The organism is Delftia sp. WY8 (genome assembly GCF_018437695.1).
Lineage (GTDB): Bacteria > Pseudomonadota > Gammaproteobacteria > Burkholderiales > Burkholderiaceae_C > Comamonas > Comamonas tsuruhatensis.
Map to the genome: position 1 here is coordinate 697,631 of NZ_CP049795.1, position 21,236 is coordinate 718,866.

Genomic DNA, 21,236 nt, shown 5'->3' on the forward strand with positions numbered 1-21,236 from the left:
CCCACAGCGCCGGGCAGGGCCGGGCCGCCAGCCCCTTTCAATGCGCCGAGAACCCCAGCAGGTATTCGTAGCTGAGGCTGGTGGTGCGCGCGTCGCCTGCCACGGGCAGGCGCACGATGGCCAGCAGCTGGTTCATGCCGGCACGCGGTGTGACGGTCACCAGGCCGTCGGCATCGGTTGCCAGTGGGGGGCCGCTTTCTCCCAGCGACACGCGCACGCCGGCCCGGGGCTGGCCGTTCAGCAGCACCTGGAATTGCTGGGGCTCGCCCGCGTGGGGCGAGCGGCGGGTCTTGGCGATGATCTCCAGGGTCTGGCCCAGCTTCTCGCGGGTGACCGGGCCCCATTCGAGGATGGTCTTGTGGAACTTGAGCGCATGCACGCCGCTGGTGGCGCCGGGGTTCTCGGTCATGGGCTTTTCAACCATCGGCCCCTCGCCCACGCGGCTGAAAAATCCGTTGTCGAAATGCGCGGCCAGCAGCGCGGCCTTGCGCGCCGGCGTGGCGCGGGCACCGCCGGGCACGGGCTGCACGGCCACGTCGATGCGGCGGCCGCGCGCGTCATAGGCCTCAACGCTCTTGAGCTTGCCGGCCGCAAAGTTCTCCAGCTGGCCCTCATGGCCGCCGAATTGCACGGTGTAGGCGCCGTCGGCATCGGGCTCCAGCCAGACGTTATGGGCCTGGGCCAGCGGCGCGCAGGCCAGCAGGACCACGAATGCGGCGGTTGCAACGGATGTGAAACAGGGGTTGGATTTCATTTTTTCCTCCTCAAAACTGTGTCTGCACGCCAACCTTGAGCGTGCGCGGCGCGCCGGGCGCGAACAGCGGCACGCCGCGGATGACCGAGGCCGACGTGGCATAGGCCTTGTCCCCCAGGTTGGAGACCACGGCGTAGATGCGGCTGCGCGCCGAAGGCAGGCGCCAGCTCAGGCCCAGGTCCCAGGTGGCGTAGCCGCCGTAGAAGACGCTGTTGTCGGCGGTGACGGCATAGCGGCCCACGCGGCGCCAGGTGAGCGTGCCCTCCCACTGCGCCAGCGGGCGCCAGGCCAGGCCCACGGTGGCGGTCTGCCGGGGCACGCCGGCCACCTGGTTGCCGACCAGGGCCGGGTTGCCGTTTTCGGTCACGCGCGAATGGGCGCTGCCCCAGGCCAGTTGCAAGTCCAGGTTCTTGCGCACGGCCCACAGCGCGCTGGCCTCCACGCCCGTGCGGCGCGTGGCGCCGAAGTTCTCATAGACGCCGGGCGCCACGTTGCGGATCTCGCCCGAGGACTGCAGGCGATAGGCGGCCACATCCAGCACCAGGCCCGGCATGGGCTTGATCTGCGCGCCCACTTCAGTCTGGCGGAAGATGTTGGGATCGAGCTGCGCGGCGCCCAGCGCGTACTTGGCGAAATCGCTGGCCAGCGCAAATCCTTCGGACCAGCTGGCGCGCAGCAGCACACCCGGCGCCACCTGCGAGCGCAGGCCCAGCTTGGGGCTGGCATGCGAGGTGCGCGCCAGCGGGCCGCAGGGGTCGCTGCCCGTCTCGGGGCCGTTGGGACGGCAACCGCCCGTGAAGCGATCCCAGCGCAGGCCGGCGGACAGCTGCAGCAGGCGGTGGATGGGCGCATCCACCTCGGCAAAGGCCGAGAGGGTGTTGAGCCTGGAATTGCGGTCATCCAGGGCAGCGCCCGTGCGCTCGCGCCACTGCAGGCCGTCGTAGAACTGGTAGTCGGTGGATTCGCGCACGGCCTCCAGACCCGCCACCCAGTTGATCGGGGTCAGCGCCGTGGCATGGCGGCCATTGAGGCTGGTGCCTGCGCCATAGACGGCGCGGTCATAGCTTTCCTCGCGCTGGCGCCACTGCAGTGCGTCGATGGGCCGGCTGAACCAGCGCGTGAAGCTTTGCTGCGTGGTGTAGGCATAGCCCAGCCAGGTCAGCCGTGGCGAGAGCGCGTACTGCACATCGGCGCGCAGCGTGGCGAAGTTTTTGCGCGTGCCATCGTTCATGGCGCGCGGATCGATGCCACGCGGATCGCGTGCGAACTGCCCCGCCGTCAGGTACGAAGGCGAGTCGCCCTCGCCGTGGTGCAGCCGTGCCGACAGCGCCACTTCCAGCTGCGACGAGAGCCGCTTGCTCCAGCGCAGGGATGCCGTGCTGCGCTGCATTTGCGACTGCGCGCGGAAACCGTCCGTGCGGTAGTGCTGGGCCGCCAGGTTCAGGAACTCGCCATCGCCCGGCTTCAGCCCCAGCGCCGCCTGAGCGTCCAGCGTGCCGTGCGAGGCCAGGCTCACGTCGGCCTCGCGGTAGGGGGTGTAGTCGCCCTGCTTGCGCGTCTCTATCGCCATCAGCCCTGCGCGGTTGAAGTTGCCGTACAGCGCCGACACCGGCCCCTTGTAGATGCTGATGCGCTCCATCTCCAGCGGCACGATGACGCCCAGGTCCACATAGCCGTCGGCATGCGACATGGCCTCGTTCAGTGGAATGCCGTCCAGCACCACGCCCACGTCGCCGCCGTGCCCGCCACCGCCGAAGCCGCGCATGACGATGGCGTCACCCACGCCGGACAGCTGGTAGTTCTGCACATTCATGCCCGGCACCTGGCGCAGCAACTCCTGCGGATGGCTGACATGGGCGTTGGCGATGTCCTCGGCCTCGATCACGCTGGTGGTGTAGGCGGCCGAGGCGCCGCGCGCGGTCTGGCCCTTGACCTCGACAGGCTGCAGGCTGGCCGTGGCGTCGCCCGCCTGCTGTGCACCGACATGGGGAATGCAACCCAGGCCCAGCAGGCCAGCTGCTGCAATCTGGTGCACGGCAAGGCGCCGGGAAGGGGAATTCAGGGGATGTGTCATGCGTTTCCAGGAGTTGTATGAAGAAAAAAGCAAACTTCATACCGACCTGCATGACAGGGGCTGCGCAAGGCGCCCGGCCCCGGGCTGGCTCAATCGTCGTGCGAATGCGGATGGTGGTGCGCGTGATCGTGCCCGCCAGGCTCTGCCCTGCGAACCATCACCACGTTGAGCTGGCCGTGGTGCACGCCGCGCTCGGCCGTGATGGTGTCGGCAAAGCGCCGCACGGCGCTGGCCGGGCCGCGCAGCATGACGGTTTCAATGCACTGCTCGTGGTCCAGGTGCACGTGCGTGGTGGCCATGTGCAGCTCATGGTGGTCGTGCTGCAGACTGGCCAGGCGCTCGGACAGATCGCGCTCGTGGTGGTTGTAGACATAGGACAGGTTGGCCACGCACAGGCCGTCGGCGTCCTCGCGCTCGCGCACCTGGGCCAGGTGGGCACGCAGCACGTCGCGTATGGCTTCGGAGCGGTTGTCGTAGCCGCGCGCGGCGATCCAGCCGTCGAAATCACGGGCCAGGTCGTCGTCGATGGAGATGGTGAAGCGTTCCATGGGCAGCACAAGTGAAGGGAAACAGGAAGATGGCGGCAACAGCGGGGCAGGCGCAAAAGACAGGCATCACGCCGGATCTGCCGGCCATTGTCCGGCCATCCAGGCCCTTGCCCCACATGCCTCACATGCCCCACATGCCCCACATGCAACAGCCGCGCCAATCACTGTCGGTACGGACTGGCAATAGCGACAAACCACCACGGTCATGCTTTGTTCACATTCGCGCCATATCCGGTTACGCTGATCGAGGATGCGCGGTGCGCACCGTCGATCGCTGAAAGGGGCGCGGCATGCAGTATTCATTCGATCAGCTTCTGGACATACTGCTGTCCCTGCTGGAGGCTGCGCCCGCCTGTTCTTCTCGCGACCAGGCCTTCGAACAGCTGCGCACGCTGTGGCTGCAGACCCACACCTATTTCGCGGCGCCCGAGTCCGAGCTGCGCCGCATCGCCGGCCGCCGGCTGGTCGAGCCCCATGGCTGGAAGGACCTGGACAAGGACCCCTGCTACCTGGACCACGATCCCGGCAACGGCAGCGCCCTGCGCATCTACCTGCACCGCGATGGTGGCATGGTGATACAGCGCCTGCAGGGCGACGGCCGGCAGATCCTGTTCTCGCGCCTGGGCATGCAGCTGCAGCCTGCCAGCTGAGCCCGCGCCCCGCCAACCCATCCCACGCTCAGGCGTAGGCCAGGATGTCGGCCAGCGGCCTGCGCGTCTTCTGCGGGCGCAGCGTGCCGGCCGCGTGGCCCACGGCCACCAGCATCACGGGCAGTTCGTGGGCCTGCAGGCCAAAGCCCGCTGCCAGCAGTTCCGCATCGAATCCCACCATGGGGCAGCTGGCCAGCCCCAGGCCCTGGGCGGACAGCATCAGCGTCATGGCCGCCAGCGAGGCCGAGCGCACGGCCTCGTCGCGCTGCAACTGCAGGTTGTCCGCATGCGCGGCATGGGCCTGCGCCACCCAGCCATCGGCCGTGCGCTGGCTCATCACGCCGCTGTCCACGCTGGGCTGCAAGAACTCCGCCAGCCGCGCATGGGCGGCCAGCGTGCCGCAGACGATGAAGACGGCAGAGGCGTCCTCCACCTTCTGCTGCCCATAGGCGGCGGCTTTCAGGCGCGCCTTGGCCTCGGGTGTGCGCACGGCAATGAAGCGCCAGTTCTGCAGGTTGTAGGCCGACGGGGACAGCGAGGCCTGGGCCACCAGCGCGGCCAGGGTTTCGTCGGCCAGCGGGCGGCCCGGCTCGAAACGGTCTGCGGAAACGCGCGAAGCGATGGCCTGCCCGATGGGCATGGAGGAAAGTTCGGAAGAAGTCATGTGAAACGCTCAGTGGGAAAAAAAGAGGAACCTCGATGCCAGAAACTCAGGCGCCGCGCGAAGCCGACCACTGCACCACCAGCACGCTGGCCAGCACCACCAGCAGGCCCAGGAAGGACATGCCCGTCATGGACTGCGACAGCAGCGCCCAGCCCAGGACCACGGCCGTGAGCGGGCTCAACAAGCCCAATGACGACACGGCCACCGAAGGCAGCCGCCCGATGCCGCGAAACCACAGCACATAGGCCAGCAGCGCGCCGGCAAGACACAGGTAGGCATAGGCACCCAGCTGGGTGAGAGACAGCGCGGGCAGCGGCGCATCCACCCACCAGGCCAGCGGCAGCAGCATCAGCCCGCCAAACAGCAGTTGCCAGCCCGTCAGCGCCAGCACCGGCAAGTCCACGCGCCAGCGCCGCGTCAGCCACGTGCCGGCCGCCATGCACACCGCGCCGGCCAGCGCCGCCGCCATGCCCACGGGCTCGAACACCGTCTGCGGCGACAGCAGCAGCACTGCCATGCCCGCAATGCCCGCCACGGCGGCCCACAGCGTCAGCCGCGCGGGGGAGCGCCCGTCCACCCCCCAGGCCAGGGCCATCACCAGCAGCGGCTGCACGGCGCCCAGCACGGCCGCCAGCCCGCCCGGCAGCCGGTAGGCCGCCACGAACAACAGCGCCTGGAACACGCCGATGTTCAGCGCACCCAGCACCGCCAGCCGCCACCAGCCCGAACCCGCTGGCAGCCGCCGCGTGAACAGCACCAGCAGCAACCCGGCCGGCAGCACGCGGATCAGCGCGGCCGTGAACGGCCGGTCCGGCGGCAGCAGTTCGGAAGTGACGATGTAGGTGGAACCCCAGATGGCGGGGGCCAGCGCGGTCAGCAGGATGTCGCGCCATGACATGGCAGCGCTGGCTGCAGCAGGGGCCGTGGAGGCACAGGACGATGAGGAGGAGGACATGGATTTATCTTCAATTCAAGACAAACCCATTATGCACGATTTATCTTAAAATCAAGACAAATGACCCAACCCCCCTCCCAACCCTCCTCCCAACGCCTGCCCGACCATGTCGACACCATCCTGGCCCAATGGCGCCGCGAACGCCCGGACCTGGACCCCAGCCCCATGGGGCCCATAGGCCGCATCAAGCGCTGCGCCGCCCTGCTGGAGCAGCGGCTGGAGGAATGCTTTGCACGCTTCGGCATGACCATGTGGGAGTTCGACGTGCTGGCCACGCTGCGCCGCTCGGGCGCGCCCTTCTGCCTCACGCCCACGGCCCTGTTCTCCACGCTCATGGTCACCTCGGGCACCATGACCCACCGCATGAAAAGCCTGGAGACGCGCGGCCTGGTACAGCGCCTGCCCAACCCGCAGGACGCGCGCAGCATGCTGGTGCAGCTCACCGACCAGGGGCTGGAGCTGATAGACCGCGCCGTGGAAGCGCACCTGGACAACGAGCGCGCCATGCTGGCGCCCATGCCCGCCGCCGAACTGGCCGCGCTGGACCAGCGGCTGTCTCTGCTGCTGCGCGTGCTGGAGGGCGGGCCTGAGGAGGGCACCCGCCCTGCCCCCTGAACTGGCGTATGTCCAGGTCGTTGGAACTGGCGACGGTCGTGGTGCTCACGCCCTTCGTCATGACCCGGGAACGCTTTTGGCAAAAGAGGTGCTTCCCTTGAAGCACGTCGCAGGCACCCAGCCGCTTCTCGATGCGCCATGGCAGGAATTGCTTACCCGCATGTCTCAAGACCTGCGCAACAGCCCGCATCCCGGACTCGGCAGGGCAATGCCAGAAAATCCTGATCACACAAGCGCGACCCACAGAAGACCATTGGCTTTCCCACAATCTGCTGCAAAAACCTTGGTGTCGAACTTTTGTAGCCAGATGTAATGATTTCGCCAGAGATTTCCACTAAGATGTCCATTCCAACGGTGAAATGGCGATAACAGATTCTCAAACGACTTTGATACTCCCTCAACGCACCACACCATCTTGATAATGGTTTACTAATCTCCCGCCTTGGATACAAAAGGCTGCCACAGGCTGAATGCGCGCGATTTTCAATCGTCCAATGTTCAGGCTTCTTCGGCTGATCCTTTACCGCACAATTTTCACACGAATGGCATGACGCCAGTTTATTCAGTCGGTAAACAGGCGCTTTAGCGAGTTATTCAATCTTTCAAACGGCACTGTGCAAAGCAGTCTCGCCGAGGCTTCGGCGTGGAATGGCCCTATGGCATCGGCACATAAAAAATGGGAGACATACCATGGACATATCGGAAATAGCTTTGGCAAATAGCGAATGCCATCTCGATGCTGAGCATCCAACAGCAGATGAAGTCATCGCGTCTGCACTCACTGCGCGCGAAATCGATGTACTCGAAGCGATGGCCAAAGGCCTTGGTTGCAAGGACATTGCGCACACGCTGGGCATCAGCGAACACACGGTACGCAAGCACCGCAGCAATATGTGTACACGGCTGGGCCTGCGCAATGCCGTAGAACTCGTCACGCATGCCAGGCGGCAAGGCTGGTTGAGCGCTGCCCGCTCACCGCTCCCTCTGTCTCCTCGCGAGCAGGAGGTGTTGGCGCACGTGCTGGCGGGACACACCAGCAAGGAGATCGCACGTTCGCTTTACCTCAGCGACTTGACCGTGCGCAAGCATCGCGAAAACATTCTGCGCAAACTGGGCCTGACAAGCACCGCCCAGTTGCAGACATTTGCGCCAACGGCAAGTCGCAATGGCGGCAGCATCTGATATCCAGGCCAGCGTGCATCGCCTGTCCGTGCTCACCGAATACGACATTGGAAGTATTCCATCCTCCTGATGCAATTGGGCATGATGAGTCCAACGAATACTTATGACGGCTTCAGCAGGCGCCAGTGCATTCCAGGTTTGCGCGGTTGATATGGAATATCCGCGCGAGCCTTGAAAGGCTGCAAAGGCTCATATCCCTTCACCTCTTCGCCTCTACGGTCAGCGTCCGTCGAGGCATCTTCCCGGCACCCACGTGTCGGATCCTTGCACGCAACTCAAAGGAGTATCCCGCCATGAATCATTCTTCGCGGTCACCCCCTGCGATTTCTCCCAAGCACCCCATGCCTTAGGCCCAATACCGGGCAATCATTCTCATTGGCAAAGAAAAGCGTTCATGACTTCAAACCTCATGTCGCTCCCTATCCATTCAATTTCAGGAATTGCACGCCATGTCAGATCAAGCCATGTTCAGCCAGTTGTACAACGCCCTTGTCGATAATCTCGGCACCCCGAATTTCCAGTTGCTCGGCACCCCCAAGGACTTCAGCTGGGGCACGGCTCCGACCGGGCAATGGGACCCGGCCGCCTATCAGATCGTCAGCGGCATGCCGCAGTGGTCCGCGATCGGCCAGTACGGCAGCCTCGATGCGACGCTCTTCGACGCCGTCCGCCAGATCTTTGGTCACGTGACATTCAAGGTCAGCCCCGAGCAGCAGGCCAATCAGGCGGAGCTGGCCAACCTGTGCGTCCAGAAAAGCAATGCGATGGCCAAGGCCAACAGCGACATGAACCAGTTCTACCTGAGTTCAAAGCAGAACGGCGGCTTGATATTCGCAGCCCGCTACCCTGACATCAACACCTGGCTCAACAACGCGCCGGAGGCTGCTGCCTACGTTGCCGCCATCCAGGCGGCCACCAACGCCTACAACCAGGCGGTCAAGATGAAGATGGAGCTGGAGCGGGCCAGCATGCCCAGCGATCTGCAGCGCGCCATCGACATGATGCAGATTCCGTCGGGCGACCCTGCCTCAAACAACGCACCGGCAGGCTGGACCAAGGTGCCGGATGGCTCGGGCATCCTGCGCTGGCAGCCGGACTTCCACATCGACACAACGGGCGCGGACTGGCGCGCAGCGCTCAGCAATGGCAGCGCAGGCGCGTTCTCGATCGCGATGAAATCTTCGCAATCGAGCAGCGACTTCAAGTCCTCGTTTGCCAAGGGCTCGACCAGCGTTGGCAACTTCTTCTGGAGCGTCAACGCATCGGGCGGCTGGAGCAAGTCCGACCTGTTCAACCAGGACTCGAGCTCGGCAGTGAAGATCAGCTGCGAGTCCTCCACGCGCGTGAAGGTGAATCCGGGCGACTGGTACCCGGGCGGCTTCATGAGCGAACTGGCCAAGGCCCAGCAGGGGCCGGGCGGCCAGGGCTACACCATCGTCGCCCCGTGGGTGGCCAACGGTGGCCCGGGATCGAGCTCCCTGTTCGGCCCGAACGGCATCGTCGCGGCACGGGTGTCCGAGCTGCTGGTCGTCTACAAGCCTTCGTTCGAGATCACGATGAGCGCCAACACCTACCAGCAGAACAAGCAGGCCTTCGAGGCCAGCGCGGGTGTGCGCATCGGGCCCTTCACCTTCGGTGGCACGGGCGGTCACCAGTCCGAGTACACCAAGAGCACCGCACAGGCCAATACCTTCAAGGGAAGCAGCACCTCGGTGAACCCGCAAATCATCGGCGTGATCGTCGACTTCCCGGGCATCCACTGACCTGAAGACCAGCGGGTGGGCGGGACGCCGCGGCCGGTCCTGCCCACCCCGCCCACCCCCGTCAACCGGAGACAGCGTTCATGAACGTGATCCATCAGTTCCTCGGCGGCCTGGCTGATCTGGTGCCTCCACCCCCAAGGGCCCCAAGCGTATCGAGCGGGCCGAAAACCGGCATGGTGTTCAAGCGCTCGGCATCCATTTCGGCGCCGCTGGTGCGGGGGCAGATGCTGATGCCGGTGACCGCGTGGAACTGGCCGGATCCAGTGACCGGCACCATGGCCGACGCGCAGTTTCTCTTTGCAGACACGGTGCCCCAGTCCGCTGCCAATGGCGCGCTGTACCAAGCGTCGGGGCGCAGCTTTTCGCAGGGATACAAGACCTTTCTGCAGGTACTCGAAGCCTGCAAATTTCCCTATCAGTCGATGCTTGCAGGCGCCATGCAGAAGATGGCAACGCCTCCAGGCGAACCTGCATACTCGCCCACTCCGGTGGGATGGACCAAGGTGTACAAGACCGGCTACCTCCAGTGGAAACCGATCTGGACACTGCCCAAGAGTTCGTCGGAGTGGAGCGCAGCAGTGGCTGTCGGCACGATCGCAAACCCCGGCACCTTGCGCTTGAATCTCAACGACACATCCGGCGCAGGGCCGCAGGCTCCGGCTTCCCTGCAGGCCCTGGACGCTTCCGGCCGCGTCCTTGCGCTACCCGCCGCTTCGCTGGAGACGGTGACGATCACCTCTGAATGCTGGGACCAAGTGCCGATCTACCCCGGCAGCTGGTACGACGCCTCGATGGTGGCGCTGGGTCGCGGCCTGGTGCCGGATGCAGGCGTATTCTTCGGGCCTGGCGGCCTGATGGCGTGCCGTGTGTCAACTTTCTACGTCGCGTTGAAACCCCGCTTCGACTTCACTGCCGCAGCGCCGATCCCCGCCTCGCTGCGCCAGACGCTGGATGAGGCTGACACCGTGCAGGCCATGGGTGTGACGGTTCAGCGCGCACGCGGAGACGGACAGCCAAACCAGGCCTTGCGCCTCGTGAACACGGAGCCTGCCCCCGTCATCGTGGCCGTGAGCCTTGAAACCTTGGCGTGATCCGTCACGTCTACATCACGTCACTTCACGTCAGGCGATTTGCATTGGGCACCCTCAAGGCCGCAAGGCGCGGGCTGCTTGCCATGACGCAGCAAAGTGCGTGGTGGCCGCATGCGTGGCGGCCACCGGCCCTATCGCAAACCTTCGGCCTGCAGCGCCCGGCGCACGGCAGACCGCTCCCGCATCCGCGCATACCAGCCGGCAAGATGCTCCAGGCCATCAAAGTGAATGCTCGTCTTGTAGACCGACTCCAGCCACGGCGCCTGCCCCCACTGCGTGAGCGCGAACAGATAGGCATCGGCCACGGTGAAGCCATCGCCCATCAGGTAGCGCTTGCCGGCCAGTTGCGCGTTCACCCAGGCATACCGCTGCTCCAGCTTGGGCTTGGCCGTCTCCACGCCGTACTTTCCCGCCGCCACCGCATACAGCAGCGGGATGAAGCCCTTGTGGATCTCCGAATTCAGAAAGGCCAGCCACTCCAGCAGCCGATAGCGCTCCAGGCTGCCCTGGGCCGGCGCCAGAAGTGACGCAGGCTGCAGGTCCGCCAGGTATTGCAGGACGGCGGGCCCTTCCCGCAGCAGGCTGCCGTCGTCCAATTCCAGCAGGGGGACATAGCCGAACGGGCTGAGCGCACGGAAGTCCCTGCCGTCTTCCGTCTGGTGGGTCTTGTGGTCCACCCGGACCAGTTGGAAATCAAGCCCCAGCTCGTTGAGGACAATGTGCGGCGCCAGCGAACAGGCGCCCGGCAGGTAATACAGCTTCATGGAATTTCTCTGGTGATGGAACAAGGGGCCTGCGCATTCAGGCGCAGCCCCTGGCCAATGTCATGCACCAGGGAACAATCTGGAAGAAGGCAATAAAACTGCCCATAGGTTAAAAAAATATACCTGCCGCCTGCCTATGATGGATGTGCTATGAAATCCAACATCTCCGGCTGCTCCGTGGAAGAAGCCATGCGCCTGCTGGGCGGCCGCTGGAGGCTGCTCATCGACGGCCCCCGGCGCTTTAACGACCTGCGCCGCGACATGCCCGGCATCTCCCAACGCTCCCTCACCCTGGACCTTCGCGCGCTGGAGGAAGCGGGCCTGGTCAAGCGCACGGTCTACCCCACGGCGCCGATCAAGGTGGAGTACGAACTGACGCCGGATGGGGAGCGGCTCAAGCCCGTGGTGCAAGTGATGAAGGAGTTTGGGCTGTGGGTGAAGGGGAAGGCGCTGGTTTGGACTGGCTAACACCACCGATCCACGAAGCGCGCACAAATGATCGCGGCTGCTGGTTCAGCAGCGCTTCGTGGACATCCAATCGTCCTTCAAAGCGGATTCGCAGTTTCCAAAGCCTGCAAACCAGCTGTGCGTCCTCTCCACCGCCCACCGGTGCTTAGAGTGGCTAACACCACTTCGTCACAGGCCCCCGCAGAGCAGTTATGCTCGCTGCCCTCATGGCAAGACGACCCGTTAGCAAAGAACTGTGGCGACAGCTACAACCCCTGATCCCAGCCTTCGTGCCTTCTGCCAAAGGCGGTGCGCGCAAGCTCGCAGTCAGCGATGAGGCCGCCCTCAACGGCATCTTGTTCGTGCTGCAAACAGGCATTCCATGGGAAGACCTTCCCCAATCCCTGGGCTACGGCAGCGGCATGACTTGCTGGCGGCGCCTACGCGACTGGAACGCCGCTGGTGTCTGGGAGCAGCTGCACCAGGCCATGCTGACTCGCTTGCGTGAACATGACCAAATCGATTGGAGCCGGGCCAGCATTGATGGCTCCTCGGTACCAAGCCCCCGGGGGGCCAGGAAACGGGCCCAAACCCCACGGACAGAGGCAAGCTCGGCTCCAAGCGGCACATCGTCGTAGATGCCAGAGGCATCCCGCTGGTGATCTTGGTCAGCGGCGCGAACCGGCACGACTCCAAGATGTTCGAGAGGTGCGTGGACGCGATTCCTGCGATTGCTGGCCTGCCAGGACGTCCCCGTAGAAGACCGGCAAAGCTGCACGCCGACAAAGGCTACGACTTCAAGCGATGCCGAGCCCACCTGAGGCAGCGGGGCATCATTGGCCGAATTGCCAGACGAGGCATTGAGAGCAGCGAGCGGCTGGGCAAACACCGGTGGGTGGTGGAGAGGACGCACAGCTGGTTTGCAGGCTTTGGCAAGCTGCGAATCCGCTTTGAACGACGGCTGGATATCCACGAAGCGCTGCTGAAATTGGCGGCAGCGATCATCTGCGCGCGCTTCGTGGATCGGTGGTGTTAGCCAGTCTTAATCCAACGACTACAATCAACACTATTTCGCGACTTGGTTGCCAGAGACCGCCTAAAATTAACCCTGCCTGCTTCTCCAAGTACGCTAAGGACAGCGAAGAGAACTGGGATAAAGAACTAGCCAAATTGGACGGAATCGTCGTTATCGGAAAATTTTCCCCGGCAAAGGAAGGGATGGAGCGCTTCTCTATTGAGTCCTATCAAAAAGAGCATCTTGAAAAAATCAACGCTTCTCCTTAGGAATCAAAAGTAGAAGCAGGCATACGCCCTTCTTACGTTCTTAAGCTTGCAATCTCTTTGACGCCAAAAGCAGACTCCTTCAGATGCGGAACCTCCGGTTGCAGCTGTTTGCTGGTCAACGCGAACGACAGCTTATGTCCGCAGCAGACGCTGGGCGCCGAGGCGCGAACGACCACAGCGGGTCGATTGCAGGCCGACACGAACGACCGCTGATGGGTACCTCCGGTTTGTCGCGCTGTCCCATCAAGTCTGCCGTCCGGCGACAGACCGCTCACAGCCTGAAGCCGTCGTTCAAACGTCTGCGGTGGCCTACTGCTGACGCACAGGCCTTGCACAACTGATCAGCGAAGAAATCAAAACAGGTGACGTTGCCCTCGCAACTCACTGCAAAGCCCCGTACCTGCACACTCCATTCAGCACGCCTACGTAACAGCTTTGGGCAGCTCCCGCACGCCCACACCTGCTACGATCCTCCCCGGTGCTCAACACACCTCATAGGCGGAAGTCACTCCCGTAAGTCCAGTGGCTTTTTTTCGTCCATACGTTTCGTCTTGCCTCGAGCTCCGGGGCAAGGCTTGCTTATGGCCGGGTGGCGCGCAGCTATACAAGACCCTTCGGGGGAAATCTGCGGGCGGCCCTATGACCGTGTTGAAGCACCCGGCCGCCTCTCTCAACAGGAGGCGAAGTTGGTAGTCCAACGAATCATAGGAGGCCAGTCATGGCTACGCAGACCCCGTCCGTCCGTGGAATCCCTGCAGACGACACCACTCCCCAAACCCTCCACTTCGGCGACATCCCGATCCGCACATTCCGCAGGAACGGCGTGACCTGGTTCATGGCCAAGGATGTGTGCACAGCTTTGGGAATCTCCCGCCACAAGCTGGCCATCGGCAAGCTCGCTGAAGACCACCGCTGCACCGTCCGCCTTGCCAGCGAGCCCGGCCGCATGCCCAGGCGCCAAGCCTTGGCAGCTGTCAATGCGAACGGCCTGCAGGCGCTGATTCAAGCCAGCCCATCACCTGAGGCCAAGCCCTTCAGGCGCTGGGTGCAGCGCAAGGTGTTGACTGGCGTGGATGCCCCGGCCAAAGACAGCAAACCCAAGTACAAGACCAAGCCCAGGCGCGATGCCAGGCACCCGCCCCAGAGCCTGATCCCGGGGCCTGCACCCAAGGTCTTGCGCCGCATCCGCACCTGCGATGACCTGTCTTTCACGCGGCGCAATGCGAAGGGGGAGCGCATTCAGTGGTTTGTGCCGCCGCGCGTGAACAGCGGGCATGAGCACTACGGGATTGGAGAGATCTGGTTCAGCGAGGTGGTGGAGCTGGCGCGCCACAACCCCAGGCATGCCTATGACGCCATGCGGTTTGCGGGGCCGGAGATGGCGCGGTACTGGAACCATGGGCACCCTGACGGGTTCTTTGACCGCATGGCACGTTGGGCGCTGGGGGCCATTCTTGCCAATGCGCAGGAGCCCGCGCTGCCGTTCGAGCTGCCCTGCCTGGGCTTTGCGCCGCTGGAGGGCATGGAGGCCATGCTGGCGACTGCGGCTGTGCCCCGGCCGTTGCCAGCCCATGTGCAGGAGGCCATCGACAGGCAGGCCTGGCAGGAGGCGGCCGAGTGCCAGCGGCACTACTACGAGCGCCGCCGCCGTGACCTGATGGCGCGGCACGACTGAGGCGGGCGCGACGCCTAGAAACTGTCCCAGTCGTCATCGGCCGTGGAGGCCATGGCGATGGGCTTGGCGGCAGCCGGTTTTGCCGAGGCAGCCGACGCGGCCGGGGTGGCAGGCTTGGCAACGGCAGGCGGGGCGGCTTGGGGCACAGATGCCTTGGCCGCGCCGGGCGCCAGCGACGGTGCACGGGGCGCCGCCTGCGCCTGGGCATTGCTGCCGCCCGGCAGCCGGAAGACCGAGACCACGCGCACCAGTTGATCGGACTGGTGGCGCAGGCCGGCGGCGGCGCCGGCCATTTCCTCGACCAGGGCGGCGTTTTTCTGAGTGGTCTGGTCGATGTGGGTGATGGCCTCGGCCACCTGGGCGACGCCGCTGTTTTGCTCGGCGCTGGCGTGGCTGATGTCCGAGATGAGCTGGGTGACCTTGCAGATTTCCTCCATGGCCTGTTCCATGGTTTCCCCGGCAAACGCGGCCTCCTGGTTGCCGGTGTGGATTTCGGCGACGCTGTGGCTGATGAGCTGCTTGATTTCCTTGGCGGCCTCGGCGCTGCGGCCTGCCAGGGCGCGCACTTCCTCGGCCACCACGGCAAAGCCCCGGCCATGCTCGCCCGCCCGGGCCGCTTCCACGGCGGCGTTGAGGGCGAGGATATTGGTCTGGAAGGCAATGCCGTCGATGACGCCGATGATGTCGGCAATCTTCTTGCTGCTGGCGTCTATGCCCTGCATGGTCTGCACGACCTTGCGCACGGCCTGCCCGCCTTCGGTGACGACGCGCTGGGCCTCGCGCGTGATGCGGTCGGCCGATTGCGCGTGGTCCGCGTTGTGGGCCACGGTGGAGCCTAGTTCCTCCATGGCGGCGGCGGTCTGCTCCAGCGCGCTGGCCTCGCTTTCGGTGCGGGCGGCCAGGTCCTGGTTGCCCTGGGCGATTTCCGCGCTGGCCAGGGCCACGCTGTGGGCCTGTTCGTTCACGCTGCCGACCACGCGGGTCAGGCCCGTGCTGGTGGTGTTCATGGCCTCCAGCAGGTGGCCGATTTCGTCATGGCGGTCGCTGTGCACGCGCACGGTCAGGTCGCCATCGGCAATGGCGTAGGCCATGTGGCTGGCCTGCTTCAAGGGGCGCACGATCATGCGGCGTATGAGCCAGAACCATGCCGCCGACAGCAGCAGCACGGCGCCCAGGCCCATGAGGGCGAACTGCAGGATCAGGCTGCGGGTCTCGGAGACGAATTCGTCCACGTAGGCGCTGGTGGCGATGACCCAGTTCCAGGGCGCGTAGTGGCTGAAGACGACCAGCTTGTCGCGGGGCTGCTCCTCGCCCGGGTTGGTCCAGGGATAGGCGATGCTGCCCTGCTTGCGGTCCAGCATGTCGCGGATGAAGAAGCGGCCGTCGCCGTCCCTGGACTCGCTGATGTTCTTGCCCTCCATGGCGGGATGCACCACCAGCTGGCCGCGCTGGGGCCCGTCTTCGGCGTTGAGCACGAAGTAGTAGCCGGTCTGGCCGACCTTGAGCGCGCGGATGGAGTCCTTGAAGTGCTCCAGCAGTTGCGAGAAGTCCTGGCCCACGAAGGCGATGCCCACGGTGGCGCCCGCCGCGTCCTTGAGCGGGCGGTAGTGCGTCATGTACTGGCGGCCGAACAGGTGGGCCAGGCCCATGTAGCTTTGGCCGGCCTGGATGGCGGCGTAGGCGGGGTGGGCGCGGTCCAGGCGGCTGCCCAGCACGGCCGCGCTCTGGTCGCCTTTCTCATTTTTGAGCGTGGTGGCAATGCGCACGAAGTCGCCCTGCCCCTGGGCCGCGAACACGGTGGCCACGGCGCCGGTGCTGCGCGTGAAGGCCTGCAGCTGCGCATCGTTGCCGTTGAGCGGCTGGCCGTCCAGGCTCAGCACCGGCTCGCTGCCGCCGGTGTCCAGGCTGAGCGTGCCCTGCAGGCTGTGCGCCAGGCTGTCGGCCAGGAACTGGGTGCGCTGGCGCAGCTCCTTGTCGTTGGACTCGATGAAGTTGTGCAGCGTCCGTATGCCCTGCTGCATGTCGCTGTTCATCCTGGACTGCAGGGACTTGCTGACATCCCAGGCAATGCCCAGGACCAGCAGGCCCAGGATGGAGGCGACCCAGACGAAATTGGTGATGGACAGTTTGGTGCCCAGCCCTTGGCGGCGCCAGAAACGTTGGCCGATGTGCATTGATGCATCTCCTGTGCGGCGTAGGGCGCCGCTGTTGTGTGCGCACGCGGTATCGGCATGGAATGCCTGCGTGCCAGGCCAGGCTGACCCAAGTCAAGCCGTGGCGATTCATGGGCCGAAGCGTATCGGCGCCGCCGCCTGGGGGATTTGAGATGGGTCAAGGAAGTAACCAAGTGTTGCAACAGCGGCAGAAACTGTCGGATTGCCGCCGGCGGCGGCATTCATTGCAACGGATATGGCAGCCGACGATAAGAATCGTCTTAACCTGGATTGCGCAGGTTCTGGCAAGACTGGACAGCGGTATATCGATCCGTTTTATTTCCAGAAATGCAGCCGAAAACAACCCAGAAACTGTGCGACCCATGCTACGAATTGCTGAGCAATACATCCCTGTCCAAGCCCCACCCCGGACTGAGGTTCCGCTTTTACTCGCTGGAGCAGGATGCCAATTTCGTGAACTATGGCTGCGTGCATTGCCAGGCGCCCCTGGCGATGAAGACAAGCCGGCGCGGGGCACTTCTGGGGTTTCGCCTGATGCCGTCCGAACCGCACTATCGCCTGGGCGAGGTGGACGCCGAGGGCGGCAGCCAGGCGCAAGGCCAGGCGCTGGAAGGTTGACCGGCTGGTGCAGCCCGCAGGCCGGTCAGTCGAAGAGATGGTGCTCGGCGCAGAAGGCGGCCAGGTCCTGGTTGCTGTCCACGTTCAGCTTGCGCATGGCGGAGTTCTTCTGGAGGCTGACGGTCTTGACGCTGCGCCTCAGGCGTGCGGCGATTTCCGTGATGGATTCCCCCTTGGCGAAATGCCTGAGGACTTCGAATTCGCGCGGCGAGAGGTTGTTGGCGCGCTCGCTCAGGAAAACCGTCCTCTCCTGCCTGGGCGTGCCTGCCTGGAACGAGGGCGAGTAGTAGCGCGTGTTGAGGCGCACGCATTGCAGCGCCGCCATGATCTGGCTGAGCGGATCTTCCTTGAGCAGCACGCCGGCGACGCCCGCGTCATACAGGGCCGAGATGATCATTGGATTGGAGACGGTCGTCAGCACCAGCACCTTGATGTGCGGGAAATGGCGTATCAGGTAGTCCACGTAGCGCAGGCCGTCTCCGTAGAGGTCATCGCCCGGCATGGAGTAGTCGGTCAGAACCACGTCCAGGGGGTTCGATCTGGCGTATTCCATCAAGGACGACGGGGTATCGAACGTGGCCACGACCTGGAGATTGGGGTCCTGCTCCAGGAAGTCCTTGACGCCAAGCAGGACCACGGCGTGGTCGTCCACGACAGCAATGCGCAGTTTCAGTTTCATGGGATCGCAAGCAAAGGGTTAGGGCTGGGGCAATTGCGCCATCATGGCGCGAAGGTCGGCCAGGAGGTCGTCCAGCAGGACTGACAGCGCGGCCTGCAGGCCGGGCTCCGGGGCGCCGTTCAGGAGCCGCTCCTCCAGCGCCTGGGTGCGGGCGGCAAGCTCCTGCATCCTGGCCAGCAGCAAGGCGCCGCGCATGCGGTGCAGGGCCTGGGCGGCCAGGTCGGGCCGGCGCTCCTGCAGGCCGCGGGCCAGCATTTCTATGTCGTCGTTCATGCACTGCACGAAGACCTGCCTGTGCGTCTGCAAAACGTTGGGCTCCGACAGGGCCGGGGGCGGGGGAATGTCCGCCGCCGCAGCGCCGGCCTGGGCAGGCGCCGGACGCAGGCGTTTTCTCGGCGCGAACTTCTCCAGGGTGCGGACCAGCGTGCGCAACTGGATGGGCTTGACCAGCCAGGCATTCATGCCGGCGTTCAGGCAGCGGTTTTCCTCGTCCAGCATGGCATTGGCGGTCACGCCGACGATGGGGCAGGCAACCCCCTCCGAACGCAGCCGCTCGGCGAGTTCGTAGCCGTTGAGGTAGGGCATGTTCACATCCGTCAGCACCAGATCGTGCGGGCTGATGTCCCACAGCGCCAGCGCCTCCTCCCCATCGTCGGCGACCGTGACTTCGCAGCCCAGGCTCTCGAGCTGGCCGCGCAGCGTCACCTGGTTGACGGGATTGTCCTCGGCGACCAGCACGCGCAGGTCGAACAGGGGCAGATCGGTGCCGGCACTGGCAGAGCGCTGCGCACCGCCAAGCACCTGTGCAATGCCCTGGCCGATGCTCAGGACGTTGTGCCCGTCGATGCCCCGGTTGTCCGGCGAGGACAGGTTCAGGTGCCGCCCCTTCCACTGCGGCGCGGGGCTGTCCGCCGGCAGCAGGACGTCCAGCAGCAGCTCATCGTCATGGGCCGCCACCGGGGCGGCTGCCGCCGCGCGGGCCTGGCCGCCCCAGCGCCGCAGCCAGGCGCAGATGTTGTCCGTCAGTTCCGGGTGGGGGGTGCGCACCGCGATCCGGGCGCCCTGCAGCGCGGGAGCCTCCTCCTGCTCCGGCCCCTGCTCCTGCGCGACGGTCTCCAGCCCCAGCTCGAACCAGAACCTGCTGCCCAGGCCTGGCTCGCTCCAGACCTCGATGGAGCTGGACATCATCCGGGCCAGGCTCCAGCAGATGGACAGGCCCAGGCCCGCTCCACGGGCGGTGCGGCTGCTGTTCTTGACGAGATAAAAGGGCGTGAAAAGCTCGCCATGCAGGGATTTCTCTATGCCCACGCCCGTGTCGCAGACCTCGAACACCAGCCGGGCCTGCGAGGCCGTGCCCGGCATGCTGCGCAGGCGGACGATCACATGGCCGGCCTCCGTGAACTTGATGGCGTTGCTGATGAGATTGCCCAGGATCTGGCGGATGCGCACCGCGTCGCCCAGCACCGACTCGGGCACCTGCGCGTCCACGCAGGAAAACAGCAGCAGGCCGTTTTGCTGCGCCATGGCGGCGTAGGAACTGGTGCAGTTTTGCACCAGCTCCCGGGGATTGAACGGGGCCTTTTCCAGCTGCAGCTGGCCGGCCTCGATCTTGCTGGTGTCCAGGATGTCGCTGATGATCTGCAGCAAGATGGACGAGGACGCTTCGATACGGTCCACGTATTTGCTCTGCAGCTGGGTGAGCTCGGTCATGCCCAGCAGCTCCAGCGTGCCCAGCGCGCCATACAGCGGCGTGCGGATTTCGTGGCTCATGGTCGCCAGAAAGGTGGACTTGGCCTCGTTGGCCTCGTCCGCCGCGATTCTTGCCCGCTCCAGGTTGCTTTCGATCTCCGCGCGCGCGCTGACGTCGGCAAAAATGCACAGCGTCACATCCTGGCCGAGGTAGCGCGTGGGCGCATAGGCCACATGAAGCGTCCTGCCCTGCTCGGTGACCAGGCGCTCCATGGTGCCTGCGGCCCGGGCATGGACAATCTCCTCCAGCGCCGCCTTGTTCTCCGGCGAGCCGGGACGCAGGTAGCCATCGGCCGAGTGCAGCCACTCCTGCACCAGCGAGTTGCTGAAGATGATCTTCCCGCTGCCGTAGGCCACAAGGCAGATGGCCACGGGAGCGGTTTCGATCAGCGTCCTGTTGAATTCATTGCTCTCGACGATGACCCGCTGCGCCTCCTGCGCGGGCGCAATCACCTTGCGGTTGAACCACCGGGTATAGGCCACGCCGGCCAGCAGGCTCAGCAGCAGGGCCAGCACCAGGCCGGCAGAAGGGGCGAACAGCCTGCCCTGGAAAAAGGTGGCGTAGTCCACCTGGTAGTAGCCGGTCCACCGGCCGGAGGCATCCTCGGTCTTGAGGATCAGGCCATTGCGCGTGTACTGCATCCCCGTGTCGTCCACCTGCGGGACGGGGCCGGTGCCCATGAGCACGCCGAAGTCCCGGTGCTCCAGCCAGAAAAGATGCCTGGGCAGCGTATGGATGGTTCTTTCTATGGCGCTGATGCGCTGGCGACTGAAAAGGATGGCGGCGTAGATCGGGCTTGTGGCGGCTTCGTCGCCGGCTTCGATATGGCTTGAAAAGCCGGCGGCGACCATGCCGATCATCTTTTCCGGGAACTGGGGCGACCGGAACCAGACGATTTCCTGCGCCGGCGCCGTGGAGCCGGCGCCCGGCCGGGCATCGGCGGCCCTGGCCCGCAGATGCGCCTTGACGGCGGCAATCGTGCTGTCGAACATTTCCTGCGTGACGCTCTCGTTGCCGATGGGCACGTCGATGGCCGGCACGCCGATGCTGATCGCCCCGTCCTCCTTGGTGAAGAAGGCAGCGGCTGCCGGGAAGTAGGAGCCTGCCCAGAAGGAGGAATAGCCTGCGGCCAGGGAGCTGCCCAGCGAGAAAAGCCGGTCCGGGAGCGTGTCGCAGGCCACGCGCGCAGAGCATTGCAGTGAAAAGGGAATGCCGCCGATGGCCTCGCGGCCACGGAACATGCGGTAGTCCGCCTGCGCAGGAGCGGGCACGTCGACGATGGTGGCTATCCTCTGGTCCGGCAGCGCTTTCCAGGACTCGTTGCGGCCCTTGAGCCGCCGAAGGAAGATTTCCTGCTCCTGCAGCGAGCCGACGATGGCGGAGAAGTTCAAGGCCAGGCGCCCCTGCTCCTGCTCGAAGATCCTCTCCGAACCCCACAGCAGCACGGCGATGAGGAAGATCGCCAGGGGAAGCGCTCCAAACAGTACCCGGTTCTGCCAGCGTGTGGTGCGTGTGATCTTGCTGAACGGGGAGTCGGGCATGGACGCCT

At 64.9% G+C, this 21,236-nt stretch carries 20 protein-coding genes and 1 pseudogene; 11 read left to right on the plus strand and 10 right to left on the minus strand.

Annotated features, from left to right (window positions below):
- Positions 1 to 37: 37 nt before the first annotated feature.
- The 3 genes from G4D77_RS03030 to nikR all read right to left on the minus strand — a co-directional run bounded on the left by G4D77_RS03030 (position 38) and on the right by nikR (position 3,376).
- Entirely contained in the window at positions 38 to 754 is a 717-nt protein-coding gene (locus tag G4D77_RS03030) for a DUF4198 domain-containing protein (RefSeq protein ID WP_209669438.1), read from the minus strand.
- 10 nt (positions 755 to 764) lie between these two features.
- Positions 765 to 2,828: a TonB-dependent receptor gene (locus G4D77_RS03035; RefSeq protein ID WP_154834594.1), complete on the minus strand. Its 2,064-nt coding sequence runs from the start codon at positions 2,826 to 2,828 to the stop codon at positions 765 to 767.
- 89 nt (positions 2,829 to 2,917) lie between these two features.
- Positions 2,918 to 3,376, minus strand: a complete 459-nt coding sequence (gene nikR, locus G4D77_RS03040; protein WP_016448139.1) for a nickel-responsive transcriptional regulator NikR — start codon at positions 3,374 to 3,376, stop codon at positions 2,918 to 2,920.
- Positions 3,377 to 3,666: 290 nt separating this feature from the next.
- Here nikR and G4D77_RS03045 point away from each other — a divergent pair, with 290 nt between their 5' ends.
- Positions 3,667 to 4,026, plus strand: a complete 360-nt coding sequence (locus G4D77_RS03045) for a hypothetical protein (RefSeq protein WP_154834595.1) — start codon at positions 3,667 to 3,669, stop codon at positions 4,024 to 4,026.
- Positions 4,027 to 4,054: 28 nt separating this feature from the next.
- Here the strand turns inward: G4D77_RS03045 and G4D77_RS03050 are convergent, their stop codons facing one another.
- Positions 4,055 to 4,690, minus strand: a complete 636-nt coding sequence (locus G4D77_RS03050; RefSeq protein ID WP_154834596.1) for a nitroreductase family protein — start codon at positions 4,688 to 4,690, stop codon at positions 4,055 to 4,057.
- Positions 4,691 to 4,736: 46 nt separating this feature from the next.
- The gene (locus G4D77_RS03055) at positions 4,737 to 5,588 is read right to left on the minus strand and encodes an EamA family transporter (RefSeq protein ID WP_034367241.1); all 852 of its coding nucleotides are present in this window, start codon (positions 5,586 to 5,588) and stop codon (positions 4,737 to 4,739) included.
- A gap of 117 nt (positions 5,589 to 5,705) precedes the next feature.
- Here G4D77_RS03055 and G4D77_RS03060 point away from each other — a divergent pair, with 117 nt between their 5' ends.
- The 5 genes from G4D77_RS03060 to G4D77_RS03080 all read left to right on the plus strand — a co-directional run bounded on the left by G4D77_RS03060 (position 5,706) and on the right by G4D77_RS03080 (position 10,296).
- Positions 5,706 to 6,260 (plus strand): MarR family winged helix-turn-helix transcriptional regulator, encoded by a 555-nt coding sequence (locus G4D77_RS03060; protein ID WP_154834597.1) that lies wholly within the window; start codon positions 5,706 to 5,708, stop codon positions 6,258 to 6,260.
- 97 nt (positions 6,261 to 6,357) lie between these two features.
- Entirely contained in the window at positions 6,358 to 6,573 is a 216-nt protein-coding gene (locus G4D77_RS03065; protein ID WP_213757894.1) for a hypothetical protein, read from the plus strand.
- Between the two features lie 377 nt (positions 6,574 to 6,950).
- Positions 6,951 to 7,442, plus strand: coding sequence for a response regulator transcription factor (locus G4D77_RS03070; RefSeq protein ID WP_154834598.1), 492 nt, complete (start codon positions 6,951 to 6,953; stop codon positions 7,440 to 7,442).
- 449 nt (positions 7,443 to 7,891) lie between these two features.
- Entirely contained in the window at positions 7,892 to 9,205 is a 1,314-nt protein-coding gene (locus G4D77_RS03075) for a hypothetical protein (RefSeq protein WP_046240757.1), read from the plus strand.
- 80 nt (positions 9,206 to 9,285) lie between these two features.
- Positions 9,286 to 10,296 (plus strand): hypothetical protein, encoded by a 1,011-nt coding sequence (locus G4D77_RS03080; RefSeq protein WP_213757895.1) that lies wholly within the window; start codon positions 9,286 to 9,288, stop codon positions 10,294 to 10,296.
- 131 nt (positions 10,297 to 10,427) lie between these two features.
- Here G4D77_RS03080 and gstA read toward each other — a convergent pair whose 3' ends face one another.
- Positions 10,428 to 11,060, minus strand: a complete 633-nt coding sequence (gene gstA / locus G4D77_RS03085) for a glutathione transferase GstA (protein WP_154834599.1) — start codon at positions 11,058 to 11,060, stop codon at positions 10,428 to 10,430.
- Between the two features lie 150 nt (positions 11,061 to 11,210).
- On the opposite strand from gstA, the gene G4D77_RS03090 reads away from it, so the two are divergent.
- Entirely contained in the window at positions 11,211 to 11,528 is a 318-nt protein-coding gene (locus G4D77_RS03090; protein ID WP_154834600.1) for a winged helix-turn-helix transcriptional regulator, read from the plus strand.
- On the opposite strand, the pseudogene G4D77_RS03095 reads toward G4D77_RS03090, so the two are convergent.
- A pseudogene (locus tag G4D77_RS03095) lies at positions 11,525 to 11,675 on the minus strand (transposase); the annotation flags it as partial. The gene G4D77_RS03090 and the pseudogene G4D77_RS03095 overlap by 4 nt on opposite strands.
- A gap of 59 nt (positions 11,676 to 11,734) precedes the next feature.
- On the opposite strand from G4D77_RS03095, the gene G4D77_RS03100 reads away from it, so the two are divergent.
- From G4D77_RS03100 to G4D77_RS03110, 3 genes are all read left to right on the plus strand, one after another.
- A protein-coding gene (locus G4D77_RS03100) for an IS5 family transposase (protein ID WP_085930546.1) occupies positions 11,735 to 12,543 on the plus strand; the annotation gives its coding sequence in 2 pieces (ribosomal slippage) (positions 11,735 to 12,065 and positions 12,065 to 12,543; 810 coding nt in all).
- Positions 12,537 to 12,791, plus strand: a complete 255-nt coding sequence (locus G4D77_RS03105; RefSeq protein ID WP_154834607.1) for a hypothetical protein — start codon at positions 12,537 to 12,539, stop codon at positions 12,789 to 12,791. Before G4D77_RS03100 ends, G4D77_RS03105 begins: the two co-directional genes overlap by 7 nt.
- A 718-nt stretch (positions 12,792 to 13,509) precedes the next feature.
- Positions 13,510 to 14,466 carry a BRO-N domain-containing protein gene (locus tag G4D77_RS03110; protein WP_154834608.1) on the plus strand — a complete coding sequence of 319 codons (957 nt, stop codon included), beginning with the start codon at positions 13,510 to 13,512 and terminating at the stop codon, positions 14,464 to 14,466.
- 14 nt (positions 14,467 to 14,480) lie between these two features.
- Here G4D77_RS03110 and G4D77_RS03115 read toward each other — a convergent pair whose 3' ends face one another.
- Positions 14,481 to 16,640, minus strand: coding sequence for a methyl-accepting chemotaxis protein (locus G4D77_RS03115; protein ID WP_213757896.1), 2,160 nt, complete (start codon positions 16,638 to 16,640; stop codon positions 14,481 to 14,483).
- A gap of 372 nt (positions 16,641 to 17,012) precedes the next feature.
- Here G4D77_RS03115 and G4D77_RS03120 point away from each other — a divergent pair, with 372 nt between their 5' ends.
- Positions 17,013 to 17,258, plus strand: a complete 246-nt coding sequence (locus G4D77_RS03120; protein ID WP_223275363.1) for a hypothetical protein — start codon at positions 17,013 to 17,015, stop codon at positions 17,256 to 17,258.
- 25 nt (positions 17,259 to 17,283) lie between these two features.
- Here G4D77_RS03120 and G4D77_RS03125 read toward each other — a convergent pair whose 3' ends face one another.
- Together G4D77_RS03125 and G4D77_RS03130 are read right to left on the minus strand one after the other, a co-directional pair.
- Positions 17,284 to 17,937 carry a response regulator gene (locus G4D77_RS03125; RefSeq protein ID WP_016448158.1) on the minus strand — a complete coding sequence of 218 codons (654 nt, stop codon included), beginning with the start codon at positions 17,935 to 17,937 and terminating at the stop codon, positions 17,284 to 17,286.
- A gap of 18 nt (positions 17,938 to 17,955) precedes the next feature.
- The gene (locus G4D77_RS03130; protein ID WP_213757897.1) at positions 17,956 to 21,228 is read right to left on the minus strand and encodes a hybrid sensor histidine kinase/response regulator; all 3,273 of its coding nucleotides are present in this window, start codon (positions 21,226 to 21,228) and stop codon (positions 17,956 to 17,958) included.
- Positions 21,229 to 21,236 lie beyond the last annotated feature (8 nt).